The following is a 21,064-nucleotide window of genomic DNA, read 5'->3' as shown; positions in this document are numbered from 1 at the left end:
CGGGCGCGGTCGCTGCCCGGAATCGGCATATACCACGCGTACACGGCGGTTCTGAGCGCGCCGTCCGCACCCGCCGGACGACTGCTCGCTACGTTTTGTTAGCCGACCTGAGCGCATGCAAGGGCCGCCGCGACACGCCAGGTTCGTGTTGGTGCTCACCGCGATGGCGTACCGATGGTACGCGCGGCACGTGCGATGAACTCGGCCACCTTGGCGGGCTGCGCAACCAGCGAAAGATGGCTGGATGCGATGGTGGTACTGGTGGCACCGATCTGCTTGGCGATGGCGCGCTGCACATCCGGACGCAACGCATTGTCGTTGTCGGTGATCAGGTACCACGTCGGTTTGCGATGCCACGCGGCCTGCGAAACCGCGTCGCCGAACGCGGCAGCGGTCATCGGCTGCTGGACGGCGGCAAGCTGCCGGACCTTGGCCAGCGGCACATCGGCGGCCATCACGTGCTGGTAGGTCGCCGCGTCGTCGAGCCAGACCAGGCCCTGCGCATCCGGCTGCAAACCTTCCATCGGCGCTTTCAGGCGTGCCAGCAGCGTGCCGACCGACTCGCCGGTATCGGGTACCAGGGCCGACAGATAGACGATGCCCTTGACGTTGTCGGCGTTGCCCGATTCGGTCACCACCGCGCCGCCCCAGGAGTGCCCGACCAGCAGCACGTCGCCAGCTTGTCGCTCCAGCACGCGGCGGGTCGCAGCGACGTCGTCGGCCAGCGAGGTGAGCGGATTCTGCACTGCAGTGACGTGATAGCCCTGGCGCTGTAACGCCTCGATCACGCCAGACCAGCTGGAGCCATCGGCAAATGCGCCATGCACCAGCACGATGGTAGGCAGGCTCTGCACAGGTGCGGCGGTTGCCGGGCCGGCAGCGAAGATCGACAGGGCGCTCAGCAAGGCGAGGCCGGCGTTGGCAGACAAGGGGGATGGCATGAGCGCGATTGCAAGAGGGGACCGAGAGTGCGATCAAGCATATGTCGGCCGTTGGCCGTCAAAACAGCGCAGACCTCGCCAATAAATGTGGCAGCGCTGACACACCTGACACATGGCTGGCGCCCGCGGGACCGCAGTCCATTGCACCGGCACGCCGGCTCTGCGATGGAGATGTCGAGCCGCGCGCAGGCTGTCACGCAGGCGGCGCGGCGCCACGCAGCCAGTGCCCGCCGCGCCGTGACCCAACCCGGCACAGGCCGGGCTGGGCGACATGCCGTGGATGCAGCGCGACTCAACCCAGATCGCAATTGCTCGGCTGCGGCCAGGTGGTGGACGGCAGCATGGCTTTGACAGCCGCCGGTGCGCTGATGCCGATGGTGCTGGCGCCGTAGAGGTCTTCGAGTTCGTCGATGCTGACGATATAGCTGTCCAACGCACCCAGGTTGGCGCTATTGGGAATCAGCCAGCTGATGGCGCGCGAACCGCCGCCCGGGTTGGCGGTGATGATGGTCTTCCAGAAGAAATCCGGCGTGCGGATGCCGTGGCTGCTGAGGAAGTAATCGTTGCTGGTGTCGCTGTAGATCACGCCGCCGTAAACCTGCACGCTGGCGATGTCGCGATAGCACTCGGCCACGTTCTCTGCCTGTACCCAGATGCCCTGATTGAAGCTGGCCACCTGCGGCACGATGTTGCTCATGAGGTTGGCGCGGCGGATGTAGGTCGCGTTGTAGTCCATGTGGTTGGAGGTCACCAGATGGCCGCGGTCATAGCCGGAACGCACGCTGGCATACGAGGCCGTGGAGGTCTGGCCGGCACAGCCGCTGGGCAATTCGGTATCCAGATTGAAGCTGGACGGGCGTGCAGCCGAGCCCGTGTCGGCCTGCAGCACGTATTCGTAGCGCAGTGCGGTGCGGTTGGTGCAGTCGTACGTCAGCGTATAGCCGCCCTTGTTGAGGGTCACCACCTGCGCCTGTGCGGCGGCACTGAAGGCGGTGAGAAGCACAACGACGAAAAAGGTCTTCAAGCGCATGGAAGTCAATCTCCTTGAAATCATCGGACGCACGAAGCCGCCGCCGCGATGCGTCAGCACATCGACGTTGGACAACGCGCCAGGGGAACAGAGGGCTCGCGGCATGGCGAGCGCTACAGCTATCGCATACGAATGTTGCTTGTTGGTGACTTGGGCCCGAGCAGCGTGCGGTCGCCCAGATCTTGTTTCGGCGTGTAGCCAAGCGCTTGGCATTCGGTCTGGAGGCGATGCCGTTGATGAGGCTGATGCTCTCGGCGATCTTCTTCGCTGATCTTTAGAGATCTGACACGGTGCGATGGGCACGTCGCGCGGCGTGGACACAGGCAACGCCACGCGCTGGCGAGCCAGGCGTGGCCGATCGAATGCGAGACGCGCGCCTGCGCGCGCTGGTTGAGTTGCGCAGGCGCAGATCTGCTGCAGGTGGGATGGCGCGATGACTGCCGCGCAGGCAATGGGAGGTGTTATGCAGCCTTCGCCGGCAGCTTGACCACCACCTTGATCTCGAACTGGAAGCCGGCCAGCCAGGTCACGCCGACCGCGGTGACGGTGGGGTAGGGGGCCGGGCCCCAGTAGCTGACCCACTTGTCCCACATTGCCTCGAACACCACCTCGGGGTTGACCATGAACAAGGTGACGTCGACCACATCCTGCGAAGTGCAGCCGGCCGCGGCAAGGACGGCATCCAGGTTGACGAAGGCGCGGGCAATTTCCGCGTCCAGCTCGGGCTCGGGCGAGCCGTCCTCGCGGCTGCCGACCTGGCCGGCGACAAACAGCAGGTCATCGGCGCGTACCGCCGGCGAGTAATGGTGGCGCTCGTACAGGGCGTGGCGCCCCTGCGGGAAAACGACGTCGCGTGTGGCCATGTGGCTCTCCATCGAAGTGCATCAGAACGAAGGCACACGTTAGGCGGGTCTGCAGTTGCGATAAATCGGCAGCATCGACCAACACTGTTTGTAGAATCCAAACAATCTTGGCCGCGGGAGCAGTGGTGGATCGATTCGATGCAATGCAGGCGTTTGCGCGCGTGGTCGAGACCGGCAGTTTCACCAAGGCGGCCGAACACCTGGACATGAGCCGCGCCAGCGTGACCCAGCTGGTGCAGCAACTGGAAGCGCGCCTGCGGGTGAAGCTGCTCAATCGCACCACGCGCCGGGTGCAGGTCACTGCCGATGGCGCGGCCTATTACGAGCGCGTGCTGCGCCTGCTGGCAGACCTGGACGATGCCGAAACCAGTCTGTCGGTTGCAGCCAGCTTGCCACGCGGGCGCCTGCGCGTGGACGTGCCCAGCCCATTGGCGCGGCTGATCCTGATGCCGGCGTTGCCGGCATTCCATGCGCGTTATCCGGAGATCCAGCTGGACATGGGCGTGAGCGACCGCCGGGTGGATCTGATCGGCGAAAACGTCGATTGCGTGATACGCGGCGGCACCATCACCGACCAGTCGCTGATCGCGCGTCACGTGGGCGACCTGCAGGCCGGCGTGTACGCAGCGCCCGATTACCTGCAGCGGCTGGGTACCCCGACGCATCCAACCGAGCTGGAAAATACACGGCATCGTTGCGTCGGCTTCATGCGCTGGGGCAGCAGCACAACCGTGCCATATGTGATGCAACGCGGCGACGAGGCGGTGCGCGTGCATGGCCGCCACGTGGTGGCCGCCGACGATGGCAATGCCTATCTGGCCGCCGGCCTGGCCGGCATGGGTGTGCTGTGGCTGCCGGTGTACATGGCCAACGCGCATGTCGCCAGCGGCGAACTGGTGGCGATCTTTCAGGACTGGCAGCTGGAAGCGATGCCGCTGTCGATCGCCTTCCCACCCAACCGCCATGTCAGCGCCAAGCTGCGTGTGTTCATCGATTGGGTGATTGCGCTGATGGCCGAGCATGCGCCAGTGATGGCGCCCGCACCGCGGTGAGCGCCACAGGGATGCGCGGCGCTATTGCCTCACTTCGCGCCGCACCGGATACCGCCAGCCGCTGATCGCTGCATAGGGCGAACGTGCATAGACCCACTGCAGGCGCGCATCGCCATCGGCGCGGAACGCTGCATCGTTGGCCAGTTTTTGCTCGAACGCGCTGCGTAACGCGGCATCGCTGCGCAACACGCGTTCGCTGAATTCAACCAGCTCGGTGGCGTACAGCCCGCTGTCGGGGCTGCCGGCATGGCGGAAACGTCCGCTGGCCAGCAGCGAATCGTTGCTGCGCGGTTCCAGCAAGGCGGCGGCCAACATGCGCATCGGTTGATCGGCCGGCACGCGGACGCTGCCGGCGGGAAAGACTTCTTCGACGTCATGGGTGTGCGGGATCTGATCGCTGCCGGTCTTGCTGATGCGTATCTGCTGCACCGCGCGCCGGGCCGGCTGTTGCAGACGGTCGTAGCCGATGCCATGCGCATCGAGCAAGGCGAGCACATCGTCGTTGCCGGGCGGAATCCACCACGCCACCGGGTACTGCACCGCCTGCGTCTGCCGGTAGCCGATCACCGGCATCGTCCAGGTTTCGTCGCGGCCTTCCCAGCGCAATTCCGGCCGGCCGGACACCGGCGACAGGGCGCGGGTGTAGGTCACGCCCTTGAACGGAATATGGTCGATCGGCTGCGGCAGGCGTTCCCACGCCACCATCAATTCCTGCGGGCGCGCCGCGCGATCGGCACGCTTGGCGGCATCGATGGCGTGTGCATCGCGGCCGACCACGCGCAGGGCTTCTTCCAGCAGCACGTAATCGCCGAGCACGCGTTGCCGGTATGACTTCAGGCGGTGGTTTTCCACCAGCACGGTGGGGATGCCGGCGAAGTCGCCATAGCCGGTGGAATAACGCGGGCCTTCGGGCGAATAGCGCAAGCCCGAGCGCGGCGCGTCTTCGTCGATCAGGCTGGGGTAGATCGCAGGTTCATGACCCTGGCGGCGCAGTGCGGCGTCGACGGCTGGCGTGAAGCGCTGCTGCAGCCAACCGGCCGTGGCGCGCGAGCGCGCGTAGGTGCCCCAGCCGGCGAAGGTGAAGGTGATGTCGTACTGATGATCGAGCCCGCCGCTGACATGCAGGTCGATATACAAGGCGGGGTCGAGCGTGTGCAGCAGTTTGACGATCGCGCGCGTCTCCGGCGCTTCCAGGTTGAGATAGTCGCGATTGAGGTTGATGCCGCGCGTGGTGGTATTCCAGCCCATCTGCTGCGGGCCGCGCAATGCGGCGCCGATGAGCGGGCCGCGTTGTTCGTGCCCATCGCTGTTGAGGATGGGCACGAATACGAAATCGACCTCGTCCAGCAGATCGTCCTTGCCGCGTTGTGCAATATCGCGCAGCAGCATCAGGCCGGCGTCCTTGCCATCGATCTCGCCGCCATGGATGCCGGCCTGTGCCAGCACGACCGGTTTGCCGGGCTTGCCCTTGCGCGCGCGTACCAGCAGCAGATCGCGTCCTTCGCCGGTCTTGCCGAACACCTCCAGCGACAGCAGCGGCGAAGCAGCAACCAGCCGTTGCAGCCACGCACGCGTTTGCGCGTAGCTGGGCGTGCTGACAAAGTCGCTACGCTCGGCCGGCGTCATCCACGGATCGTCCGGTGCCACGATCAATGCTTCGCTGGCACCGTGCCATGCGCGGACCGGCGGCAACGGGGCGCTGGTATCGATGGTCTGCGCGTTGAGCTGTGCGGCAGCGAACAATGCGATGGCCAGCCCGTTGGCGAGGCGTCGGGTGCTGCGCGCGGTGTTGCAGGCCTTGGCGTCAGCGGGAGCGTGGCGGTCGAAGTCATGGAAAGCATCGGGCGAATGACAGCTGCGCGTTTCGAAGGTCATTGGGGTGTGAGGGTCTCGAGTGGTGGGCGACGGTGTCTGCTTGTGCGGGTCAGCCGTGTCGGCGCAGGCGCCTGGCTGGACGTTCGCGCCGCAAGGCGCTGACCGCAGGCGCGATGCGCGGCGCGGCGGTTATTAGTGCCGGCCGGGCTCCTGCCTGCGACGGCGGGCGGATTTTGGCGGTGCAAGCAATGTGATAACGTATCACTTCCTGATATGTCTGTGTCCACGCCCTTCAATTCTTCAATGACCCACGCGATTTCAATCTCCAACCTGTACGTGGCCTACCGTGGCCGCGCGGTGCTGCAGGGGCTGAACCTCGGCGTCGCGCCCGGCAGCGTCTACGCCTTGCTGGGCGGCAATGGCGCCGGCAAGTCGTCCACGCTGTCCACGTTGCTGGGCTTCGTCAAACCCGTCTCCGGCAGCCTGCGCGTGGACGCCGTGGACCCGGTCGCCGACCCCGGCAAGGCGCGCGCGCGCTTGGCCTATCTGCCGGAAAACGTGGCGCTCTACGAGCATCTGAGCGCATTGGAAAATGCCGACTATCTGCTTGCCCTGGCCGGCCAGCGTCGCAGCCAGGCCGCCATTGGCGAGGCATTTGCGGCCGCTGGCCTGCAGCGCGATGCCTGGGCGCAACGGCTGGCAGGGTTCTCCAAGGGCATGCGGCAGAAGGTGGCCATTGCCGTGGCCACATTGCGCGAGGTGCCGGTGCTGCTGCTGGACGAGCCCACCTCCGGGCTGGATCCGCGCGCCATCGCCGACTTCAATCGCCTGGTCGGCAGCGTGCGCGAACGCGGCGCCGCGGTGCTGATGGTCACCCACGATCTGCTCGGTGCGGTGGATGTGGCCGACCGCATCGGGTTTCTGGAAAACGGCCGGATTGCCGAAGAGATCGGTGCCGGCGACAGCGGCTTCGACGTGCGCACCCTGCATGCGCGTTTCGCGCGCCCGCAGGATCGCGCTGCGTGAGGCTGCACGTATGAGCCCGGCGTTGCTGGTCGCACGCGAAGAACTGCGCTATATGGCGCGCAACCGGTCCGCTGCCATCGGTGTGGTGCTGCTGATGTTGCTCACCCTGGTGGCGGCGTTGACCGCTGCGCACCACCAGCGCGAAGTGGCCGATTTCCGCACGCGGCAGCAACAGGCAGCGCAGCAGGCGTTCCAAGCGCAGCCGGACCGGCATCCGCACCGCGTGGTGCACTACGGCCATTTCATCTATCGCCCGTTGCCGGCACTGGCTGCATTCGATTCCGGCGTGGATGCGTTCACCGGCAACAGCATGTTTCTGGAAGGGCACCGCCAGAACACTGCCAATTTCGGCGATGTGCGTCAGAGCTCGTTGCTGGTGCGTTTCGGTCAGCTCACGCCCGCCTTCGTGCTGCAGGTGCTGGCGCCGCTGATGTTGGTCTTCCTGGGCTATGGCGCAGTGGCGCGCGAGCAGGAAACCGGCACCTTGCGCGCGCTGTTGTTGCAGGGCGCCACGCGCCGGCAGTTGCTTGGCGGCAAGTATCTGGCGCTGGCGACGGTGGCCGGCGCCTGCCTGCTGCCGGCCTTGATCGGCCTGGCACCGATCGCGTTGTTGCCAGGGCAAGCACCGCTGGTTGCGCTGCTGGTGCTGGCCTATGGCGCGTATCTATTGGTGTGGTGTGCGCTGGTGCTGGCGGTGTCGATGCGGTGCCGGCGCGGCCGCGATGCGCTGTTGGTGTCGCTGGCGGTATGGGTGTGGCTGGCCTTGCTGGTACCGCGCGTGGCGCCGGACGCGGCCAGTGCCGCGTACCGCCTGCCGACCCGGTTGGAAACCGATGTGGCGATCCAGCGCGACCTGCGCACGCTCGGCGACAGCCACAATCCGGACGACCCGCACTTTGCGCAATTCAAGCAGCAGACGCTGGCCCATTACGGCGTGCAGCGCGTGGAAGACCTGCCGGTGAACTACAAGGGCTTGCTGGCACTGGAAGGCGAGCGGCTGAGCGCAAGCCTGTTCGAGCGGTATGCGGGCCGCGATGCATCCATCCAGCAGCAACAGAACCTGCTGGTGCGTGCGTTTTCCTTGCTCAGCCCGACGGTGGCGCTGCGCGAGGTGTCGATGACGCTGGCAGAAACCGACCTGCGCGCGCATCTGCGGTTCCTGGCCCAGGCAGAGCACTACCGCTACACGCTGGTGCAGCAGCTCAACCAACTGCAGGCCGACGCGGTCAGCATGGCCGACGACACCGCCCAGGATGCAGGCGCCGATCGGCGCAAGCGGATTTCGTCCGAGCACTGGCATGAGATTCCGGTGTTTGCGTTCCAGCCGGCGCCGGCGACCGAGGTGATCGGCACGGCAGGTGCGGCGTTCGGCCTGATCGGGGGCTGGCTGCTTGCTGCGCTGTGCATGCTGGTGGCAGCCGGGCGAGGTGTGGGAGTGGCGCGCTGATGGTGCTGTGGAAATACGAACTGCTGTTGCTGCTACGCGCACGTGCGGCGCTCGCCGGATTGCTGTTGCTTGCGCTGCTCACCGTGTGCAGCCTGCTGTCCGGGCAACATGTGATGGCGACGCAGCGCGACAACATCGCCAGGATTGCAGCGCTGCAGCGCGAAGACAGCGCGGCGGTAGAAGACTATGTGGCGCGTTCCAACGATGCCGGCAGCGCGGCCTATTACAGCTTCCACCCCACCTGGGACCCGCCATCGCCGCTGGCGTTTGCGGCGGTCGGCATGCGCGATGTCTCGCCGTATATCTTGCGCGTGCGCGCGCTGGGGCTGGAAGCGCAGATCCATGACGGGGACAGCTACAACCCCGAGCTCGCATTGGCTGGCCGTTTCGACTACGCATTCGTGCTGGTATTCCTGCTGCCGCTGTTCGTGATCGCGCTGCTGTTCGATCTGCGTTCGGGCGAGCGTGAAGCGGGGCGTGCACGCATGCTTGCCGCACTGCCCGGGGCGGGCGCTGCGCTGCTGGTACGGCGCGTGGTGGTGCGCGCAGCGGCGGTGTTTGTGTGCCTGAGCGTGCCGTTCGTCATGTTCGCCACGTTCAACGCGGTGCCGTGGTTGCAGCAACTGGCGGTGCTGGCACTGGGCGGTGCGTACCTGTTGTTCTGGGTGCTGCTGTCGGTGCTGGTCGGGCGCCTCCAGTGGCGGCCTGCCGCGCATGCCACGGCGTTGGCCACCTGCTGGGTTGTGCTGGCGTTGGTGGCGCCGGCGCTGGCGCACGTGGCAATCAATCAGGCGGTGCCGGTCAACCAGGGTACCGAGATTGCGCGGTTGCAGCGCGAGGCGGTCAACCATGCCTGGGACATTCCGCGCCAGGACACCATGCAGGCGTTCTACGCGCGCAATCGGCAATGGGCCGACTCGGCGCCGCTGACCACGGCGTTCCACTACAAGTGGTACTTCGCATTTCATGAAAATGGCGACCAGCAGGTGGCGCCGCAGGTGGCAGCGTATCGCCAGGGGCTGCAGCGTCGCCAAGCGTTGGCGCAACGCGTGGCCAGCGTGCTGCCCCCGGTTGCGCTGCAGGCGGCGCTGACGCGCCTGGCCGACACCGATTTGCAGGCACAGCTGGCCTATCAGGATCGCATTCGCGCTTATCACCGGGCGCTGCGCACGTTCTACTACGGCTATCTGTTCCGCGACCGGCCGTTCACGCGCGACGATTTCGGGCGAGCGCCACGCTTCGAAACAACGGCCGGCCCTGCTTCATAGCGGTATCTGCGTTTCACCTTTCGTTGCGTCTTTTACTTGCGCCCCGGATGCACTGCGCCGGGGCGCTTCAGGAGTTCTGCCCGATGCCCGTGTTCCCGCGCCACCGCATGCTGCACGCGCTGCCCCTGCTCAGCCTGCTGGCCTGCACCTGCGGCACTGCCTGCGCGCAGGCTGCGCAGTCGCAGGCGCGCGACCTGGATGCGGTGCAGGTGCGCAGCCAATACACGCCGTACCGCGCGCTGAGCATTACCGGTGCCACCAAGACCGATGCGCCGCTGCGTGACCTGCCGATCAGTGCACGGGTACTCGACCGGACCTTGCTCGAAGATGCAGGCGTCACCGATCTGGCTGGCGCACTGGAACTGGCCAGCGGCATCACCAAGGCCAACAACCTGGGCGGCCTATGGGATAGCTATTCGATGCGCGGCTTCACCGGCGACCCGAATTTCAGTTCGGATTACATGGTCAACGGCTTCAATGCCAGCCGCGGTTACAACGGCCTGCGCGATGCGGCCAATACACAGAGCATCGAGGTGATCAAGGGGCCGGCGTCGGCGTTGTACGGGCGCGGCGAGCCGGGCGGGGCCGTCAACATCGTCACCAAAAAGCCGCTGTTTCAGCCGCAGCACAGCGTGGATGTATCGGCAGGCCGCTTCGACAGCTATCGCGCGGCCATCGATAGCACCGGCCCGCTGAGCGAGAACGTGGCGTACCGTTTGAATGTGATGCACAAGGATCAACACAGCTTTCGCGATACCGTCGACAGCGACAGCACCTTGCTGGCGCCGTCGCTGTTGTGGATGCCGACGCCCGATACGACGGTGTCGTATGAGCTGGAAGCGGTGCGCCTCCACACGCCCTTCGATCGTGGCGTGACGGCCATCGGTGGCGATGCCAACCGGCTGCCGGCCTCGCGCTTTCTGGGCGAGCCGCGCGATGGCGATATCGACCTGCATTCCACCGGGCACCAGCTGTTCGTGGTGCACGGCCTGGATCAGACCTGGTCGGTGCAGGGTGGGGCGACTTACCGCGACAGTGGCATGCGCGGATTTTCCACCGAACCCTGGACGCTGCAGGCCGACCAGCGCAGCTTGCGCCGCGAACGCCGCTACCGCGACTACCAGGGCCGCGATATCGCAGCGCGTGCAGAAGTGCTTGGCAGTCTTCAGGCCGGCAGGGTCACGCACAATGTGTTGTTCGGCATCGATGGCAATCGCTTCGACGACAGCCGCTTTCAGCAGCGCGCCCGTTCCGCGGCCACGCCCTACAGCATCGATGTGCTGGCGCCGCGTTATGGCCTGGCACAGCCAGGACGGCTGTCCACCATCACCGATACCGACGAACGCCAGCAGGTGTGGGGTGTGTACGCGCAGGACCAGATCGACCTGGGCGCGCGCTGGAAGGCCTTGCTTGGCCTGCGCTACGACCACTATCGGCAAGGCCTGGACAACCACTTGCGCGGCACCACGCAGCGGTCATCCGACGGCGTGGCGAGCCCGCGTGCAGGCATGACCTTCCATGTCGACGATGCGCTGTCGCTGTACGCCAGTGCGGCGGCGGGTTTTCGCCCCAACAGCGGTGTGGGCGCCAACGGGCAAAGCTTTGCACCTGAGAAAAGCCGCTCGCTGGAGACCGGCTTGAAATACGTGCAGCCCGGCGATGGCCTGGAAGCCACCGTGGCCGCATTCCGCATCGACAAGAAAAACGTGTTGAGCCTGGACCCGGCCGACACCAGTTTTTCGCTGCCGGTGGGCCAGATGCGCAGCCAGGGCGTGGAGCTGGATCTGCTGGGCAGGTTGAGCCCGCACCTGGCCGCGTCGGTGGGCCTGACCTATACCGATTCGCAGGTGACGCGCAGCAGTGCTGCTGCCGCCAGTACGGGGCTGGCTGAAGGCCGGCGGTTTCCGAATGTGCCGCGTTTGAGCGGTAACGCGTTCCTGAACTACGAGCAGCCGCTGACCGGCAAACGAAGCGCGGCGCTGGGTGTGGGCGTCTTGCACACCGGCGAGCGGCTGGGCTCGGTGGATAGCAACACCGATTTCGTGTTGCCGGCTTATACCGTGTGGCGAGCGGTTGGCCATTACGATCTGAGCCAGAGGCTACGCCTGTATGCCAAGGTGGAAAACCTCACCGACCGCCGTTACGCGGCGTTTTCGTACAGCGAGCAATGGGTGTATCCCGGTGCGCCGCGGAGTTGGACGGTAGGTGCGCAATTGCGGTTTTGAGCGATGCTCCACGACAGCCGAAGCGGCGATCGGCGCATGCGCCAATGTGGTGGATGCCAGCGTTACCGACGGCCGCCACGTTCCAGTTGAATACGCTTCGCGCTCGGGCGTGACTGCAGTGAGTGACTGCAACGCGCCGGCGAGTGCTTGCTGGACATCGTTGTGCGCTTGCATGCAGCTGCCGCTGCCGCGTGAGCAAGTGCAGCGCGGTTCGCAGCCAGAGGCGTGCAGTGACCTCATGCTCACGGCGGGTGACCTGCCACACGCGGTGATGGGCTGCATCTCCGAGATCGGAGCCTGCGTCAGTCGGCCCGACGTAGATCCGGACCGATCGAGGATCTAACTGCGTCGCTTCGACGGACTCTTGCTGCGTTTCTTGCCCGGCGTCGCCGGCGCAGCCTCCTCGTTGGCCAAGGCGCCGCCGGTGTGCAGCTGCTCCAGCCATGACAACGCATCCACATAGCCGAGAAAGTGCTGCAGATAGCCCGGCGAGCGCTCGCGCATCAGCGTGATGCAGCGATGCACCAGCACGCTGGAGTTGAGCGGGCCGGCGTCCTTGGGCGCATCCTGCAGCGACTGCCGCACCTGGCTGGCGGTGCGCACGGTGGTCCAGGTGCGACGAAAGTCGTCCAGCGCCGGCAGCTCCGGAAACAGCATGGCATCTGCGCTGGCAGTCTTGCGGCTGTCCACTTCCATCAGCGCCGCATGCCCGGCCATCTGCGCGGTGAGCGCACCCAAGGCGCTGGGCTGCGGCGACGCCGGCGTCGGGGAAGGCACTGCACGACTCCCGGCACGGCGACGCGCTGTCTGCTGCAGCGCTGTCGCATAGCCATCGACCATCGCGCCGAGCTTGTGTTCCAGCACCTCACGCACCGCATCGGCCTGCGCATCGGCACGCGCTGCCAACGCTTCCATCAGATGGAAGCGCACCGGATCCAACCGATCGGCGCCCTGGCTGCGCCAGCGCTCCAGTTGCGCGCGTGCGGGCAGTGCCGGCTTGCTCATCGCGGTGCAGCGGTTGCTGCGGGCGGCGCCGATGCGCCTGCGCGCGACGACGGGCGCGCGATCGGCGCGATCTCCACGCGGCGGTTCTTCGCGCGGCGGGCTTCGTCGGCGTTGGAATCCACCGGTTGCTGCGAGCCGAATGCGGCGGCGAACACCGATGACGCCGGCACGCCTTCGGCGATCAAGGCACGGGTCACCGTGAGTGCGCGTTGTGCGGACAGTTCCCAGTTGTCGGCGTAGCGGCGATTGCCGCCCAGCACCGGGCGGTCGTCGGTAAATCCGCTGACCATCAGGATCTCGTCGCGCGCGCGCAGGTAGTGCGTCAATGGCGTGGCCAGCGACTTCAACACCTCGCGTCCTTCCGGCTGCAGTTCGTCGGAGTTGAACGCAAACAGCACATTGCCGCGAATGCCGATACGGCCATCGACCAGGGTCACGCGGCCGGCAGCCAACGGTGCGGCCAGTGCCTGTTCCAGCGTCTGCCGACGTTGCGCTTCGGCCTGGCGTTGTTTGACCTCCGCGTCCAGGCGGCTGGACAGTTGCAACTGCACGCCGATCACACCGACCAGGATCAGCACGAACGCGCCCAGCAACACCGACATCAGGTCGCCGAATGCCGCCCAGATGGGCGTGCCCAGCTCGCCGTCGCTTTCGATCTCGTCGCTCATGCCGTTTCTGCTTGGCCGGGTTCGCCACGCCCGCGATCGAGCTGGCGCAGTTCTTCGATGATCTGCTTCTGCGAGAGCATGCTGAGGTCGACCACTTCGCGCGCCTGTGCCACGTAGTAAGCAAGTTGGTCGTCGCTGCGTGCCAGCGAGGCATCGAGTGCCGTGGCAACGTGCTGCAGGCGCTCATTGAGCTCGCTGGTGGCGCCGCTGAACAACTGCACCGCCATGCCGAACGCTTCGCCCAGGCTGGCCACTTCCACTGCGCTGCCGCTGACATGCGCGGCCACTGCGCCCAGCTTGCCGGTTTCGCTGCCGATCTGTTCGGTGAGCTGGCTGCCCACGCGCTGCAGCAGGTCGGCCGAGGTGGTCACCAAGGCATCCACCGCTTCGCGTTGTTCGGTGGAGGCGTGATTGACTGCGTTGAGCAAGGTGTCCAGGGTGGCAAGCAGCTTGCTGCGTTCTTCCAGCATGGCGGTGTCGCGCACCATGCTCTCGGACAGCGATTGGCGCAGCTCGGCCACGACATCGGCCGCGGCCTTGGGCGCTTCGGAGGCGATCTGCATCAGGCGCGACACTTCGCTGATCGTCGCGCTGGCCTGCGCCTGCGCCTGCGTGGACAGCTCGCTGGCGGTGCTGGCCAGGGTGTCGCAGATGGCCTGCTGTTGCCGGGCGACGTGTTCGCCGGTCTGTTCCCATTGTGCGGTCAGGGCCGTGCTCATCGCGCCGAAGCGCTCGCTCCACAGCGCCAGGCGCTGGGTGTCGCGCGCTTCCAGTGCCGCCTGCAGGTCGGTGTGCGATTGCTGCAAGGTGCCGACCAGAGCCGCCGCATGCGCCTCGAAACTGGCGGTGGCGGCGGCAAGTGCGCTGTGGTGCTGGCTGGACAATGTGGCGCTGGCGTGTTGCTGCTGAGCCAGTGCATCGCGCCACGCACTGGCAGCGTCGGTGCTGGATTGCTGCATGCGTTGCGAGACCGCATCCACCAACGCGGCGGAGCGTGTCTCGAAGGTGCTGGCAAATTGCGTGAGCGTGTTCTGCAACTCCTGGGTGAGCGCGTGATTGGCGCGCTGCTGCTCGGCCACCGCAGCCGTCCAGGTGGCCGCTGCCGTGGCGGTGCTGGCTTCGAAGCCGCTGCTCAACCCGTCCAGCTGCTGCTGCACGGCCTGCTGCACGCCTTCGTGCAGGGCACTGGTCTGCTGGGTCAGTTGTTCGAGGGTGGCGTGCAACTGCGCGCTGTGCGTTTCGGTGGCACGCTGCTGTTCGGCAAGCACGGCCGCCCAGCTGGCGGCGCTGGCCGCGGTGGTGCTGGCAAAGCCATCGTTGAGTGCGCTCAATTGCTGCTGCACGGCCTGGGTGACGCTGTCCTGCACGGCAACGCTGCGCTGGTCGATCTGTTCCAGTGTGCCCTGCAACTGTTCGGCCAACGTGGCCTGGGTGCGTTCCTGCGCAGCCAGTGCCGCCTGCCAGTGCTCGGTCGCCGTGCGCGCGTTCTGCTCGATGGCTGCACTGACGCCGTGCAACTGCTGCTGCACGGCGCTGCTCACGCTGTCCTGCACGGCTACGCTGTGCGCGGCAATCTGTTCCAGCGCGGTCTGCAACTGCGCGTTGTGGGTCTGCTGCGCGCGTTCCTGCGCCGCCAATGCCGTGCTCCAGTGCTGCGCCGTGGTGCTGGCACTGGTCTGGAAGCCATGAGTAATGCCGTCCAGCTGTTGCTGCACGGCTTGCGTGACGTGTTCCTGCAATGCGGCGGTATCGCGTGTGATGCTGGCCATGGTGGCTTCCATCGCCGGCTGCAATGCCGCACCGACCGCCCGTGCGCTTTCGGCGACACCGGCTTGCAGCGCGTGCTCCATGGCCGTGGCCAGCCGCGCATACGCCGCTTCGCTTTTGGCCTGGAAATCGGCTTGCTGGGCGGCCAGGCGCTGCTCGGCAGCCATGCTGTGCTGTTGGATGCTGTGCACCAGCGTCTGCAGCTGGTCGATCAAGGCCGGCATCAAGGCGCTTTGCTGCTGCTGCAGCTTGAATGCTTCGCCACGTCGGTACGCGTCCGAATGCGTGTGCAGTTCGGCAGCGATCTTCAGGTCCAGCCGTTGCACCACCTGCAGGCGCTCGCGCCGGCACAGCGCCGACAACAATCCCAGCATGGCCGATGTCGCCACACCGGCGATGGAGGTGCCGAACGCGAACGCCAGGCCTTCCACCGGCGCTGCGAGCGAGCCGCGAATGGCCTGCAGGTCGGTGGCGCTCTGCAATGCAAAGCCGGTGCCCTTGAGCGTGGCCATCATGCCGAGCAAGGTGCCGAGCATGCCGAGCAACACCAGCAAGCCGACCAGATACGGCGTCAGCACCGGGGCCGGCAACGCCACGCGCTCGCCCTTGATACGCAGGCGCACCGCATTACGCAGGCCAGGATGAACAGTTTGTAGCCAATCGCCCAGGGCAGAAGGCGCCGTGGCTAGCCCATCGACTGCCGCTTCCAGCGTCGCCGTGGCCTGGCGGTAGCGATACAACTCCAGCGCGCCGGCCACATAGCAGGCACCGATCACCGCCGCGACACAGGCGCCGAGCGGGTTGGAGCCGAGATAACCGATGCCGACCCAGCAAACCGCCAGCAGGCCGACGAGAAACACACACACGTGTACGAGAGTTCTGAACATGACGTCCCAGTTAGCGGGTACGAAGCGCTGCAAGCAGGCCTTCGATCGGGTGAAAACGAACATCCAGTTCGGCGAGCAACACGCTCTGCATGTCCTTGCGGAAGACATCCAGCCAGCCATCGGGCACCGCGCGTGGCGCGGCATCGTCATCGGTCGGCCGGTGCTGCGCCTGTGCAGCATCGCGCAGGCGTTCGAAATGTGCGCCGAGCAGGCTCGGCACGGTGTTCAACAGGCTCTGCTCGCGCGGGCTCAGGGTGAGCTCCATCACCGCATCCACTTCGGCCAACCGCGCCATGTCGGTGGAGGCCAATGCGAGCAGGTCGCGCAGGCGCCCGCGCAGATCGCCGGTGGCGGTACGCATGGCGCGTTGCATGGCCAAGTAGTGCTGCCGGAATGGTGCGAAATCCGGCGCGGCGACGGGTGCGTCTGCGAGCGCGGCGTTGCGCGCCTCGGCACGCACGCGCACAACCAGCGCGTCCAACTCGGTCACGCTGCTGGCAGCAAGACCGGTGCGCACGCGTGCGCAAGCCTCCGCATCGAGCGGGCGCGGTTCGGGCAGGTCGTCGGTGTCGGGCAGCTTGCCGTCCAGCGCCTTGGACACGGCAACCGCGCGCGTCCAGTCGATCCACTGGCTCAGCCGGTCGGCCAGCGCGTGGTTGGACTGAGCGATGTGCGCGTCGCTGAGGCGAGCAAGCAGGCGAATGAACGCCGGGCCCGACAAGGGCGCCCGTGGAGCAACTTTCGCCATTCTTCCGGTCAAAAACCGGGCATTTTACACGGGAACGCATGCCGGTCGGCGCGTCAGGCGGCAGCAGCGAGCACGCTGCCGGAAGCTTGCGTGCTGGCATTCAGCCGGTCCGAGGCGGGCGGCAGGCCCGGGTATGGCGGACGGCCTGACCTGCGGCGCTGCCAGCCACCGGCGCACTCAGGAGGCAGCAAGCAGCCCCAACCAGACGCCCGACATGCAGTATCCGCCAGGCTTTCTAACCAATTCAGGTCCAGGCCTCCGGCCATCCGGCTGACTCGATTTTGTAAGGTGAACGGGTATAAGCTGCGGGCCGGGGAATACCCCATCGAGGTAACACAATGGACCGCTCCGACATGCAAGTGTCCGATCTGCTGGTCTTGGAGCTGCAAGGGTTCCACGATGCCTATGGCAATGGGCCCGACTTCTGGGACGCCTACCAGCGCATCATGGGCATCGCGGCGCAGGCCGGCGGCAACATGGTCGCCTTGGCCAACGAAATGGCCTCACTGGCACAAGGGCTTGGCGCGACCAAGCGCGCGCAACTGCTGTAACTGCCCATGTCCGTGCGGGCGGCGACGCCTGCGCGCGGTGCCTGATCTGTTGAGCACTGAGTCCGCGTGCGCTGACTGCCCAAGCAGCTTCTGCAGTGCGGCCCAGAGTTGCAGCTGCCCTGATCGCGTGGTTGAAGCTGATGGCCGACTACGTCGCATCGCGTCGGTAATGGCGGACGGATGCGCGTAGGCGCCCGCGAGGCATCCGTTGCTGTCTTACTCGGCCTCGGCTGCGACGGCCGGTGTGACTGCGGCGGCTGGCGCAGCCTCTGGCGTGCCGCGCTTTTTTTCGCGACGTAGCGGTGTATCGCCCAGGCGCTCGATTGCGCCGCCCGATTGCTGAAATGCCTGCAGATCGGCGGCCAACCGCTGTTCGGACAACCGCGGCTTGCCCGGCTGGTTACTGACGGTCATCGACTGGCGGCGGGAATGATGCATCGCAAATCCTCATGCGTTGTACAGCGTCAAGGGAATGCCCCGGCGGCGTTGATCGTCGTAGGTGGCACGTACGTCGCGGCAATACGGGCCGGACATGACGAAACGCCGGCAGATCGCCGGTCGCGTCTCGTAAATCGAGCAACACATGCGCGCAGCGTCGATGGCCACGCACCAGCCTTCCTCGTCGCGCGCCATCACATGCCAGCCTTGCGGCGTCACGCTGGTGAGATGGTGTGGGATACGGTCGGATGGATCGACCATGACGGTGAGCCGGCAGCAGACGGCGTCGCAGCGTTCGCAGAGATTGTCGATGGAAAGGGCCAGATGAAATGAGGGCGATACCGGATTCCGGCCGCCCATGCACCATACACCCTGGACGCGTGCGGATGTGAACCCAAGGCGCGTCGTCGCATGGCGGCCGTGCAGGTGCAACTGCGTGGGTGCCGGATGCCGCGTTCGGCGACACTGCTGGTCGCCACAGCGCTGCCTGACTTCATCTGCGCAAGCACAGGTCGCGCCCGGGCGCCGCGCGTGATCGAGAGGGACCATGGTTGCACCGCATGGGAAGGAATGCGAGACCGCACCCAATGCACTGCATGGCCCGGCATGCACAGTGCAGCACATCCGTTGCCTTTGTCGTTGATGTGCGAAGACGCTTTTCACCTGTGCCAACGCAGCGCACCGTAGCGTAGTGGCTCGCATCACGTCGTAGGAAAACACATGAGCACATCCAACCAGATTTCCTCTGCAAACGACCACGCCGAACAGCGCGATCAAGCGCCGCACGACCAAACGCAGCACGACAAGAAAAAGCAGGACGCGCTGCAGGACGAAGCGGTGGAAGAGACCTTCCCGGCCAGCGACCCGGTGTCCCCGTTCGTGCCGGCCAAGCCGCTGGACTGAGTCTGTTGCCAACACTCAACAGCTATACAACATGCAGACGGCGCGGTCGAAGATCGCGCCGTCTGCGTAGATCCCACTCACGCTTTTACGGCGTGAGCACCACCTTGCGGCAATCGTCCTGCTTCTTGTCGAAGAGTTCGTAGCCACGCGCCGCGTCAGCCAGCGGCATGCGATGCGAAATGATCGAGCTTGGCTTGAGCTGACCATTGCCGATGCATTCCAGCAGATGCGGCATATGCTTTTGCACATGCGTCTGGCCCATCTTGAAGGTCAGGCCCTTGTCGAATGCATCGCCAAACATGAAAGCGTGGATGAAGCCGGCATACACGCCGGGCACGCTCACCACACCGCAACGACGGGTTGCGGCGATGCACTGGCGGATCGCCACGCCGCTGCTGCCTTCCAGTTTCAGGTTGGTCAGTGCGGTTTCGATGGCGCTGCCTTCGGCCTCGAAGCCGACCGCCTCGATGCTGGCATCGACCCCCCGGCCATCGGTCTGCGAGACGATCACATCGGCCGGGTCGTCGACCTCGTCGAAATTGATCGGAATCACGCCATAGGTCCTGGACGCAAAATCGAGCCGGTATGCGTGCCGGTCGACCATGAAAATGCGCTCTGCGCCCAGCATGCGGCAGCACGCCGCGGCCATCAGGCCGACCGGGCCGGCGCCGAAGATGGCAACGGTCGAGCCTTGTTTGACGCCTGCATCGACGACGGCTTGATACCCGGTCGGCAGGATGTCGGACAGGAACAGCACCTGCTCATCGTGCAAGGCATCGGGCACCACCAGCGGGCCGACATTGGCCTTGGGCACGCGCACGTATTCGGCCTGGCCGCCGGACAATCCGCCATACAAATGGCTGAAGCCGAACAGCGCGGCGGGCGGGCGCATGTCCTTGTGATTGAGCGCCGCGCCCTTGCCGGTATTGGTGGTTTCGCACGCGGAAAATTCCTGCAGCACGCAGTGGAAACACCGCCCGCAGGCGACCACGAACGGAATCACGACCCGGTCGCCCGGCTTGACCGCCGTGACATCCGGGCCCACCTCTTCCACGATGCCCATGAATTCGTGGCCGAGAATGTCGCCGGGGCGTAGGTCGGGAATCTTGCCGCGATACAGATGCAGGTCAGAGCCGCAAATGGCGGTGGCAGTGACGCGCAGGATCAGGTCGTCGCGTTCGACCAAGAGTGGATCGGGCACGGTTTCCACTCGCACATCGCGTGAACCGTGGTAGTTGAGGGCAAGCATGTCTGTCTCCTGTGGGCATTTAGACGCGGCGGCGCACTGCAGTGTTCGTGCAGCGGTGTTAAACCTGTCAGCACACTGCGTGGGCGCGGTGTGGACGCGCCCGATCGCCGACGTGGCGTTGATGCGCAGGTCACGTCTGGATAACCCCCGCGCTCGCAGGCTCATATGACGCGCTGGGACGCAGGCATGCCGCCTTCGCCGTCCCTGCGAACCCAACAATCAACGACCGCCAGACGCGATGAAAGATCGCGATCAACAGGAGACAGCGATGGGACTTTTCAAGATGGTGACCGCCGGCGCGGTGGGCTATGTGGCGTACAAGGCCTGGCAGCGCCGGCAGGGGCACACGAGCGATCCGCAGGATCTACAGAGCAACGTAGCCACGGTGGTCGGTAGCACGCCGCCTCACGGCGACCCGTTGCGCGATAGCGTGGGCGATGCCCGCGACCGCAAGCAGGCGCTTGGCGCGCTGGCAGTGTTCAACGAGAACGAACGCACGCTTGCGCAACTGGCGGTGGTCAAGGGTGTGGAAGGCGAGGTGCTGGCCTTCGCACGCAAGATGGACGAAGCCCACAGCGCTGCGTTGACGGATCTCAGCCGGTTTGCGCCGGATCGCAATGGCACGTTGGCCCAGGCCGCCACCGCGGGCGCCGAGGGCGTGCGCAAGCGCCTGCAGGACTTGCACGGGCAACAGTTCGAATCGCAGTATCTGCAAGCCAGTGTGGACAGCCACGAGCAGGCGTTGGCCCTGCTGGACACACAGCTCAGCAGCGAGCCGGGCTCCAGCGACCTGGGTAAAGAGTTGCAGCGCGCACGCGACACCATCGCCGAGCATCTGGAACACGCCAAGGCGCTGCGCGCCAAGCAGGGCCAGCCCCACTGACCACAGCTCGCCAGACAACGCGTCGATGCGGCAGCCGGCAAACCGTGCGAAGCGCCGGCGTCGCAGCCGGCTCACCAGCTGTCCTACATGGGAGATCGCCATGGGCGAACCACGGGATGCAAATCGTCAACCCATTGACATGCACAATGTAAGCATCAGCGAGGAATGGGAGTTGCAGTACTGGGCGCGCGAACTGGGGATGTCCGAAAACGACCTCAAACGCGCAGTGCAAGAGGTCGGCAACGTGACGACCAGGCTGCGCGACTATCGGCCACCGCATTGAGGCGTTGCGCAGCAA

General features: G+C 65.8%; 20 protein-coding genes and 1 other RNA gene. 10 read left to right on the top strand and 11 right to left on the bottom strand.

Annotated elements, in window-relative coordinates:
* Positions 1-27: 27 nt before the first annotated feature.
* Positions 28-104: non-coding RNA, sX9 sRNA (locus ACCQ07_RS18315), on the top strand.
* Positions 105-155: 51 nt separating this feature from the next.
* Here the strand turns inward: ACCQ07_RS18315 and ACCQ07_RS18310 are convergent.
* The 3 genes from ACCQ07_RS18310 to ACCQ07_RS18300 form a co-directional block, all read right to left on the bottom strand.
* Positions 156-941 (bottom strand): alpha/beta fold hydrolase, encoded by a 786-nt coding sequence (locus ACCQ07_RS18310; RefSeq protein WP_372363524.1) that lies wholly within the window; start codon positions 939-941, stop codon positions 156-158.
* A gap of 292 nt (positions 942-1,233) precedes the next feature.
* Positions 1,234-1,971, bottom strand: coding sequence for a DNA/RNA non-specific endonuclease (locus ACCQ07_RS18305; protein ID WP_065628641.1), 738 nt, complete (start codon positions 1,969-1,971; stop codon positions 1,234-1,236).
* Between the two features lie 461 nt (positions 1,972-2,432).
* Positions 2,433-2,834, bottom strand: a complete 402-nt coding sequence (locus ACCQ07_RS18300) for a Rid family hydrolase (protein WP_011348740.1) — start codon at positions 2,832-2,834, stop codon at positions 2,433-2,435.
* Between the two features lie 107 nt (positions 2,835-2,941).
* On the opposite strand from ACCQ07_RS18300, the gene ACCQ07_RS18295 reads away from it, so the two are divergent.
* Complete coding sequence (locus tag ACCQ07_RS18295) at positions 2,942-3,886, top strand: LysR family transcriptional regulator (protein ID WP_057680877.1); 945 nt, start codon at positions 2,942-2,944, stop codon at positions 3,884-3,886.
* Positions 3,887-3,907: 21 nt separating this feature from the next.
* Here ACCQ07_RS18295 and ACCQ07_RS18290 read toward each other — a convergent pair whose 3' ends face one another.
* Positions 3,908-5,761 (bottom strand): M14 family metallopeptidase, encoded by a 1,854-nt coding sequence (locus ACCQ07_RS18290; protein WP_057680878.1) that lies wholly within the window; start codon positions 5,759-5,761, stop codon positions 3,908-3,910.
* A 243-nt stretch (positions 5,762-6,004) separates the two neighbouring features.
* Between ACCQ07_RS18290 and ACCQ07_RS18285 the strand changes: the two genes are divergently transcribed.
* The 4 genes from ACCQ07_RS18285 to ACCQ07_RS18270 all read left to right on the top strand — a co-directional run bounded on the left by ACCQ07_RS18285 (position 6,005) and on the right by ACCQ07_RS18270 (position 11,667).
* Complete coding sequence (locus tag ACCQ07_RS18285) at positions 6,005-6,727, top strand: ABC transporter ATP-binding protein (RefSeq protein ID WP_014091179.1); 723 nt, start codon at positions 6,005-6,007, stop codon at positions 6,725-6,727.
* Positions 6,728-6,737: 10 nt separating this feature from the next.
* Positions 6,738-8,174: an ABC transporter permease gene (locus tag ACCQ07_RS18280; RefSeq protein WP_057680900.1), complete on the top strand. Its 1,437-nt coding sequence runs from the start codon at positions 6,738-6,740 to the stop codon at positions 8,172-8,174.
* Positions 8,174-9,442, top strand: a complete 1,269-nt coding sequence (locus ACCQ07_RS18275; protein ID WP_008577664.1) for a DUF3526 domain-containing protein — start codon at positions 8,174-8,176, stop codon at positions 9,440-9,442. The genes ACCQ07_RS18280 and ACCQ07_RS18275 overlap by 1 nt, the downstream gene beginning before the upstream one ends.
* A gap of 83 nt (positions 9,443-9,525) precedes the next feature.
* Positions 9,526-11,667 (top strand): TonB-dependent siderophore receptor, encoded by a 2,142-nt coding sequence (locus tag ACCQ07_RS18270; protein WP_372363523.1) that lies wholly within the window; start codon positions 9,526-9,528, stop codon positions 11,665-11,667.
* A 339-nt stretch (positions 11,668-12,006) separates the two neighbouring features.
* Here ACCQ07_RS18270 and ACCQ07_RS18265 read toward each other — a convergent pair whose 3' ends face one another.
* From ACCQ07_RS18265 to ACCQ07_RS18250, 4 genes are read right to left on the bottom strand one after another with little or no spacing between them, the layout of a single operon-like run.
* A complete protein-coding gene (locus ACCQ07_RS18265) occupies positions 12,007-12,672 on the bottom strand; it encodes a DUF2894 domain-containing protein (RefSeq protein ID WP_014091175.1) in 666 nt (221 codons plus the stop codon).
* Positions 12,669-13,340 (bottom strand): OmpA family protein, encoded by a 672-nt coding sequence (locus ACCQ07_RS18260; RefSeq protein ID WP_008577671.1) that lies wholly within the window; start codon positions 13,338-13,340, stop codon positions 12,669-12,671. The genes ACCQ07_RS18265 and ACCQ07_RS18260 overlap by 4 nt, the downstream gene beginning before the upstream one ends.
* On the bottom strand, positions 13,337-15,994 hold the full coding sequence (locus tag ACCQ07_RS18255; protein ID WP_372363522.1) for a DUF802 domain-containing protein: 2,658 nt from the start codon (positions 15,992-15,994) through the stop codon (positions 13,337-13,339). The genes ACCQ07_RS18260 and ACCQ07_RS18255 overlap by 4 nt, the downstream gene beginning before the upstream one ends.
* Positions 15,995-16,004: 10 nt before the next feature.
* Complete coding sequence (locus ACCQ07_RS18250) at positions 16,005-16,754, bottom strand: DUF3348 domain-containing protein (protein WP_014091172.1); 750 nt, start codon at positions 16,752-16,754, stop codon at positions 16,005-16,007.
* A 326-nt stretch (positions 16,755-17,080) separates the two neighbouring features.
* Here ACCQ07_RS18250 and ACCQ07_RS18245 point away from each other — a divergent pair, with 326 nt between their 5' ends.
* Positions 17,081-17,293, top strand: a complete 213-nt coding sequence (locus ACCQ07_RS18245; RefSeq protein WP_008577678.1) for a hypothetical protein — start codon at positions 17,081-17,083, stop codon at positions 17,291-17,293.
* A gap of 216 nt (positions 17,294-17,509) precedes the next feature.
* On the opposite strand, the gene ACCQ07_RS18240 is transcribed toward ACCQ07_RS18245, so the two are convergent.
* Both ACCQ07_RS18240 and ACCQ07_RS18235 read right to left on the bottom strand, forming a co-directional pair.
* Positions 17,510-17,707, bottom strand: coding sequence for a hypothetical protein (locus ACCQ07_RS18240; RefSeq protein ID WP_029820395.1), 198 nt, complete (start codon positions 17,705-17,707; stop codon positions 17,510-17,512).
* A 33-nt stretch (positions 17,708-17,740) separates the two neighbouring features.
* A complete protein-coding gene (locus ACCQ07_RS18235) occupies positions 17,741-18,163 on the bottom strand; it encodes a YkgJ family cysteine cluster protein (RefSeq protein ID WP_031425011.1) in 423 nt (140 codons plus the stop codon).
* A 288-nt stretch (positions 18,164-18,451) separates the two neighbouring features.
* Here ACCQ07_RS18235 and ACCQ07_RS18230 point away from each other — a divergent pair, with 288 nt between their 5' ends.
* A complete protein-coding gene (locus ACCQ07_RS18230) occupies positions 18,452-18,634 on the top strand; it encodes a hypothetical protein (RefSeq protein ID WP_008577683.1) in 183 nt (60 codons plus the stop codon).
* A gap of 85 nt (positions 18,635-18,719) precedes the next feature.
* Here ACCQ07_RS18230 and ACCQ07_RS18225 read toward each other — a convergent pair whose 3' ends face one another.
* Positions 18,720-19,883, bottom strand: coding sequence for a zinc-dependent alcohol dehydrogenase (locus ACCQ07_RS18225; RefSeq protein WP_008577685.1), 1,164 nt, complete (start codon positions 19,881-19,883; stop codon positions 18,720-18,722).
* 268 nt (positions 19,884-20,151) lie between these two features.
* On the opposite strand from ACCQ07_RS18225, the gene ACCQ07_RS18220 reads away from it, so the two are divergent.
* Together ACCQ07_RS18220 and ACCQ07_RS18215 are read left to right on the top strand one after the other, a co-directional pair.
* Positions 20,152-20,766 carry a DUF4142 domain-containing protein gene (locus ACCQ07_RS18220; RefSeq protein WP_014091169.1) on the top strand — a complete coding sequence of 205 codons (615 nt, stop codon included), beginning with the start codon at positions 20,152-20,154 and terminating at the stop codon, positions 20,764-20,766.
* Between the two features lie 100 nt (positions 20,767-20,866).
* On the top strand, positions 20,867-21,049 hold the full coding sequence (locus tag ACCQ07_RS18215; protein ID WP_014091168.1) for a DUF3606 domain-containing protein: 183 nt from the start codon (positions 20,867-20,869) through the stop codon (positions 21,047-21,049).
* The last annotated feature ends 15 nt before the right edge of the window (positions 21,050-21,064 follow it).

This window comes from Xanthomonas sp. NCPPB 3583 (genome assembly GCF_041475715.2).
Taxonomy (GTDB): Bacteria; Pseudomonadota; Gammaproteobacteria; order Xanthomonadales; family Xanthomonadaceae; genus Xanthomonas; species Xanthomonas euvesicatoria.
This window is presented reverse-complemented; position numbering and strand designations above follow the sequence as displayed.

Excerpts from the sequence above, each read along its gene's own strand:
- ACCQ07_RS18310 (WP_372363524.1), bottom strand. The coding sequence starts at position 941 with ATGCCATCCCCCTTGTCTGCCAACGCCGGCCTCGCCTTGCTGAGCGCC.
- ACCQ07_RS18305 (WP_065628641.1), bottom strand. The coding sequence starts at position 1,971 with ATGCGCTTGAAGACCTTTTTCGTCGTTGTGCTTCTCACCGCCTTCAGT.
- ACCQ07_RS18300 (WP_011348740.1), bottom strand. The coding sequence starts at position 2,834 with ATGGCCACACGCGACGTCGTTTTCCCGCAGGGGCGCCACGCCCTGTAC.
- ACCQ07_RS18290 (WP_057680878.1), bottom strand. The coding sequence starts at position 5,761 with ATGACCTTCGAAACGCGCAGCTGTCATTCGCCCGATGCTTTCCATGAC.
- ACCQ07_RS18285 (WP_014091179.1), top strand. The coding sequence starts at position 6,005 with ATGACCCACGCGATTTCAATCTCCAACCTGTACGTGGCCTACCGTGGC.
- ACCQ07_RS18280 (WP_057680900.1), top strand. The coding sequence starts at position 6,738 with ATGAGCCCGGCGTTGCTGGTCGCACGCGAAGAACTGCGCTATATGGCG.
- ACCQ07_RS18275 (WP_008577664.1), top strand. The coding sequence starts at position 8,174 with ATGGTGCTGTGGAAATACGAACTGCTGTTGCTGCTACGCGCACGTGCG.
- ACCQ07_RS18270 (WP_372363523.1), top strand. The coding sequence starts at position 9,526 with ATGCCCGTGTTCCCGCGCCACCGCATGCTGCACGCGCTGCCCCTGCTC.
- ACCQ07_RS18265 (WP_014091175.1), bottom strand. The coding sequence starts at position 12,672 with ATGAGCAAGCCGGCACTGCCCGCACGCGCGCAACTGGAGCGCTGGCGC.
- ACCQ07_RS18260 (WP_008577671.1), bottom strand. The coding sequence starts at position 13,340 with ATGAGCGACGAGATCGAAAGCGACGGCGAGCTGGGCACGCCCATCTGG.
- ACCQ07_RS18255 (WP_372363522.1), bottom strand. The coding sequence starts at position 15,994 with ATGTTCAGAACTCTCGTACACGTGTGTGTGTTTCTCGTCGGCCTGCTG.
- ACCQ07_RS18245 (WP_008577678.1), top strand. The coding sequence starts at position 17,081 with ATGGACCGCTCCGACATGCAAGTGTCCGATCTGCTGGTCTTGGAGCTG.
- ACCQ07_RS18240 (WP_029820395.1), bottom strand. The coding sequence starts at position 17,707 with ATGACCGTCAGTAACCAGCCGGGCAAGCCGCGGTTGTCCGAACAGCGG.
- ACCQ07_RS18230 (WP_008577683.1), top strand. The coding sequence starts at position 18,452 with ATGAGCACATCCAACCAGATTTCCTCTGCAAACGACCACGCCGAACAG.
- ACCQ07_RS18225 (WP_008577685.1), bottom strand. The coding sequence starts at position 19,883 with ATGCTTGCCCTCAACTACCACGGTTCACGCGATGTGCGAGTGGAAACC.
- ACCQ07_RS18220 (WP_014091169.1), top strand. The coding sequence starts at position 20,152 with ATGGGACTTTTCAAGATGGTGACCGCCGGCGCGGTGGGCTATGTGGCG.
- ACCQ07_RS18215 (WP_014091168.1), top strand. The coding sequence starts at position 20,867 with ATGGGCGAACCACGGGATGCAAATCGTCAACCCATTGACATGCACAAT.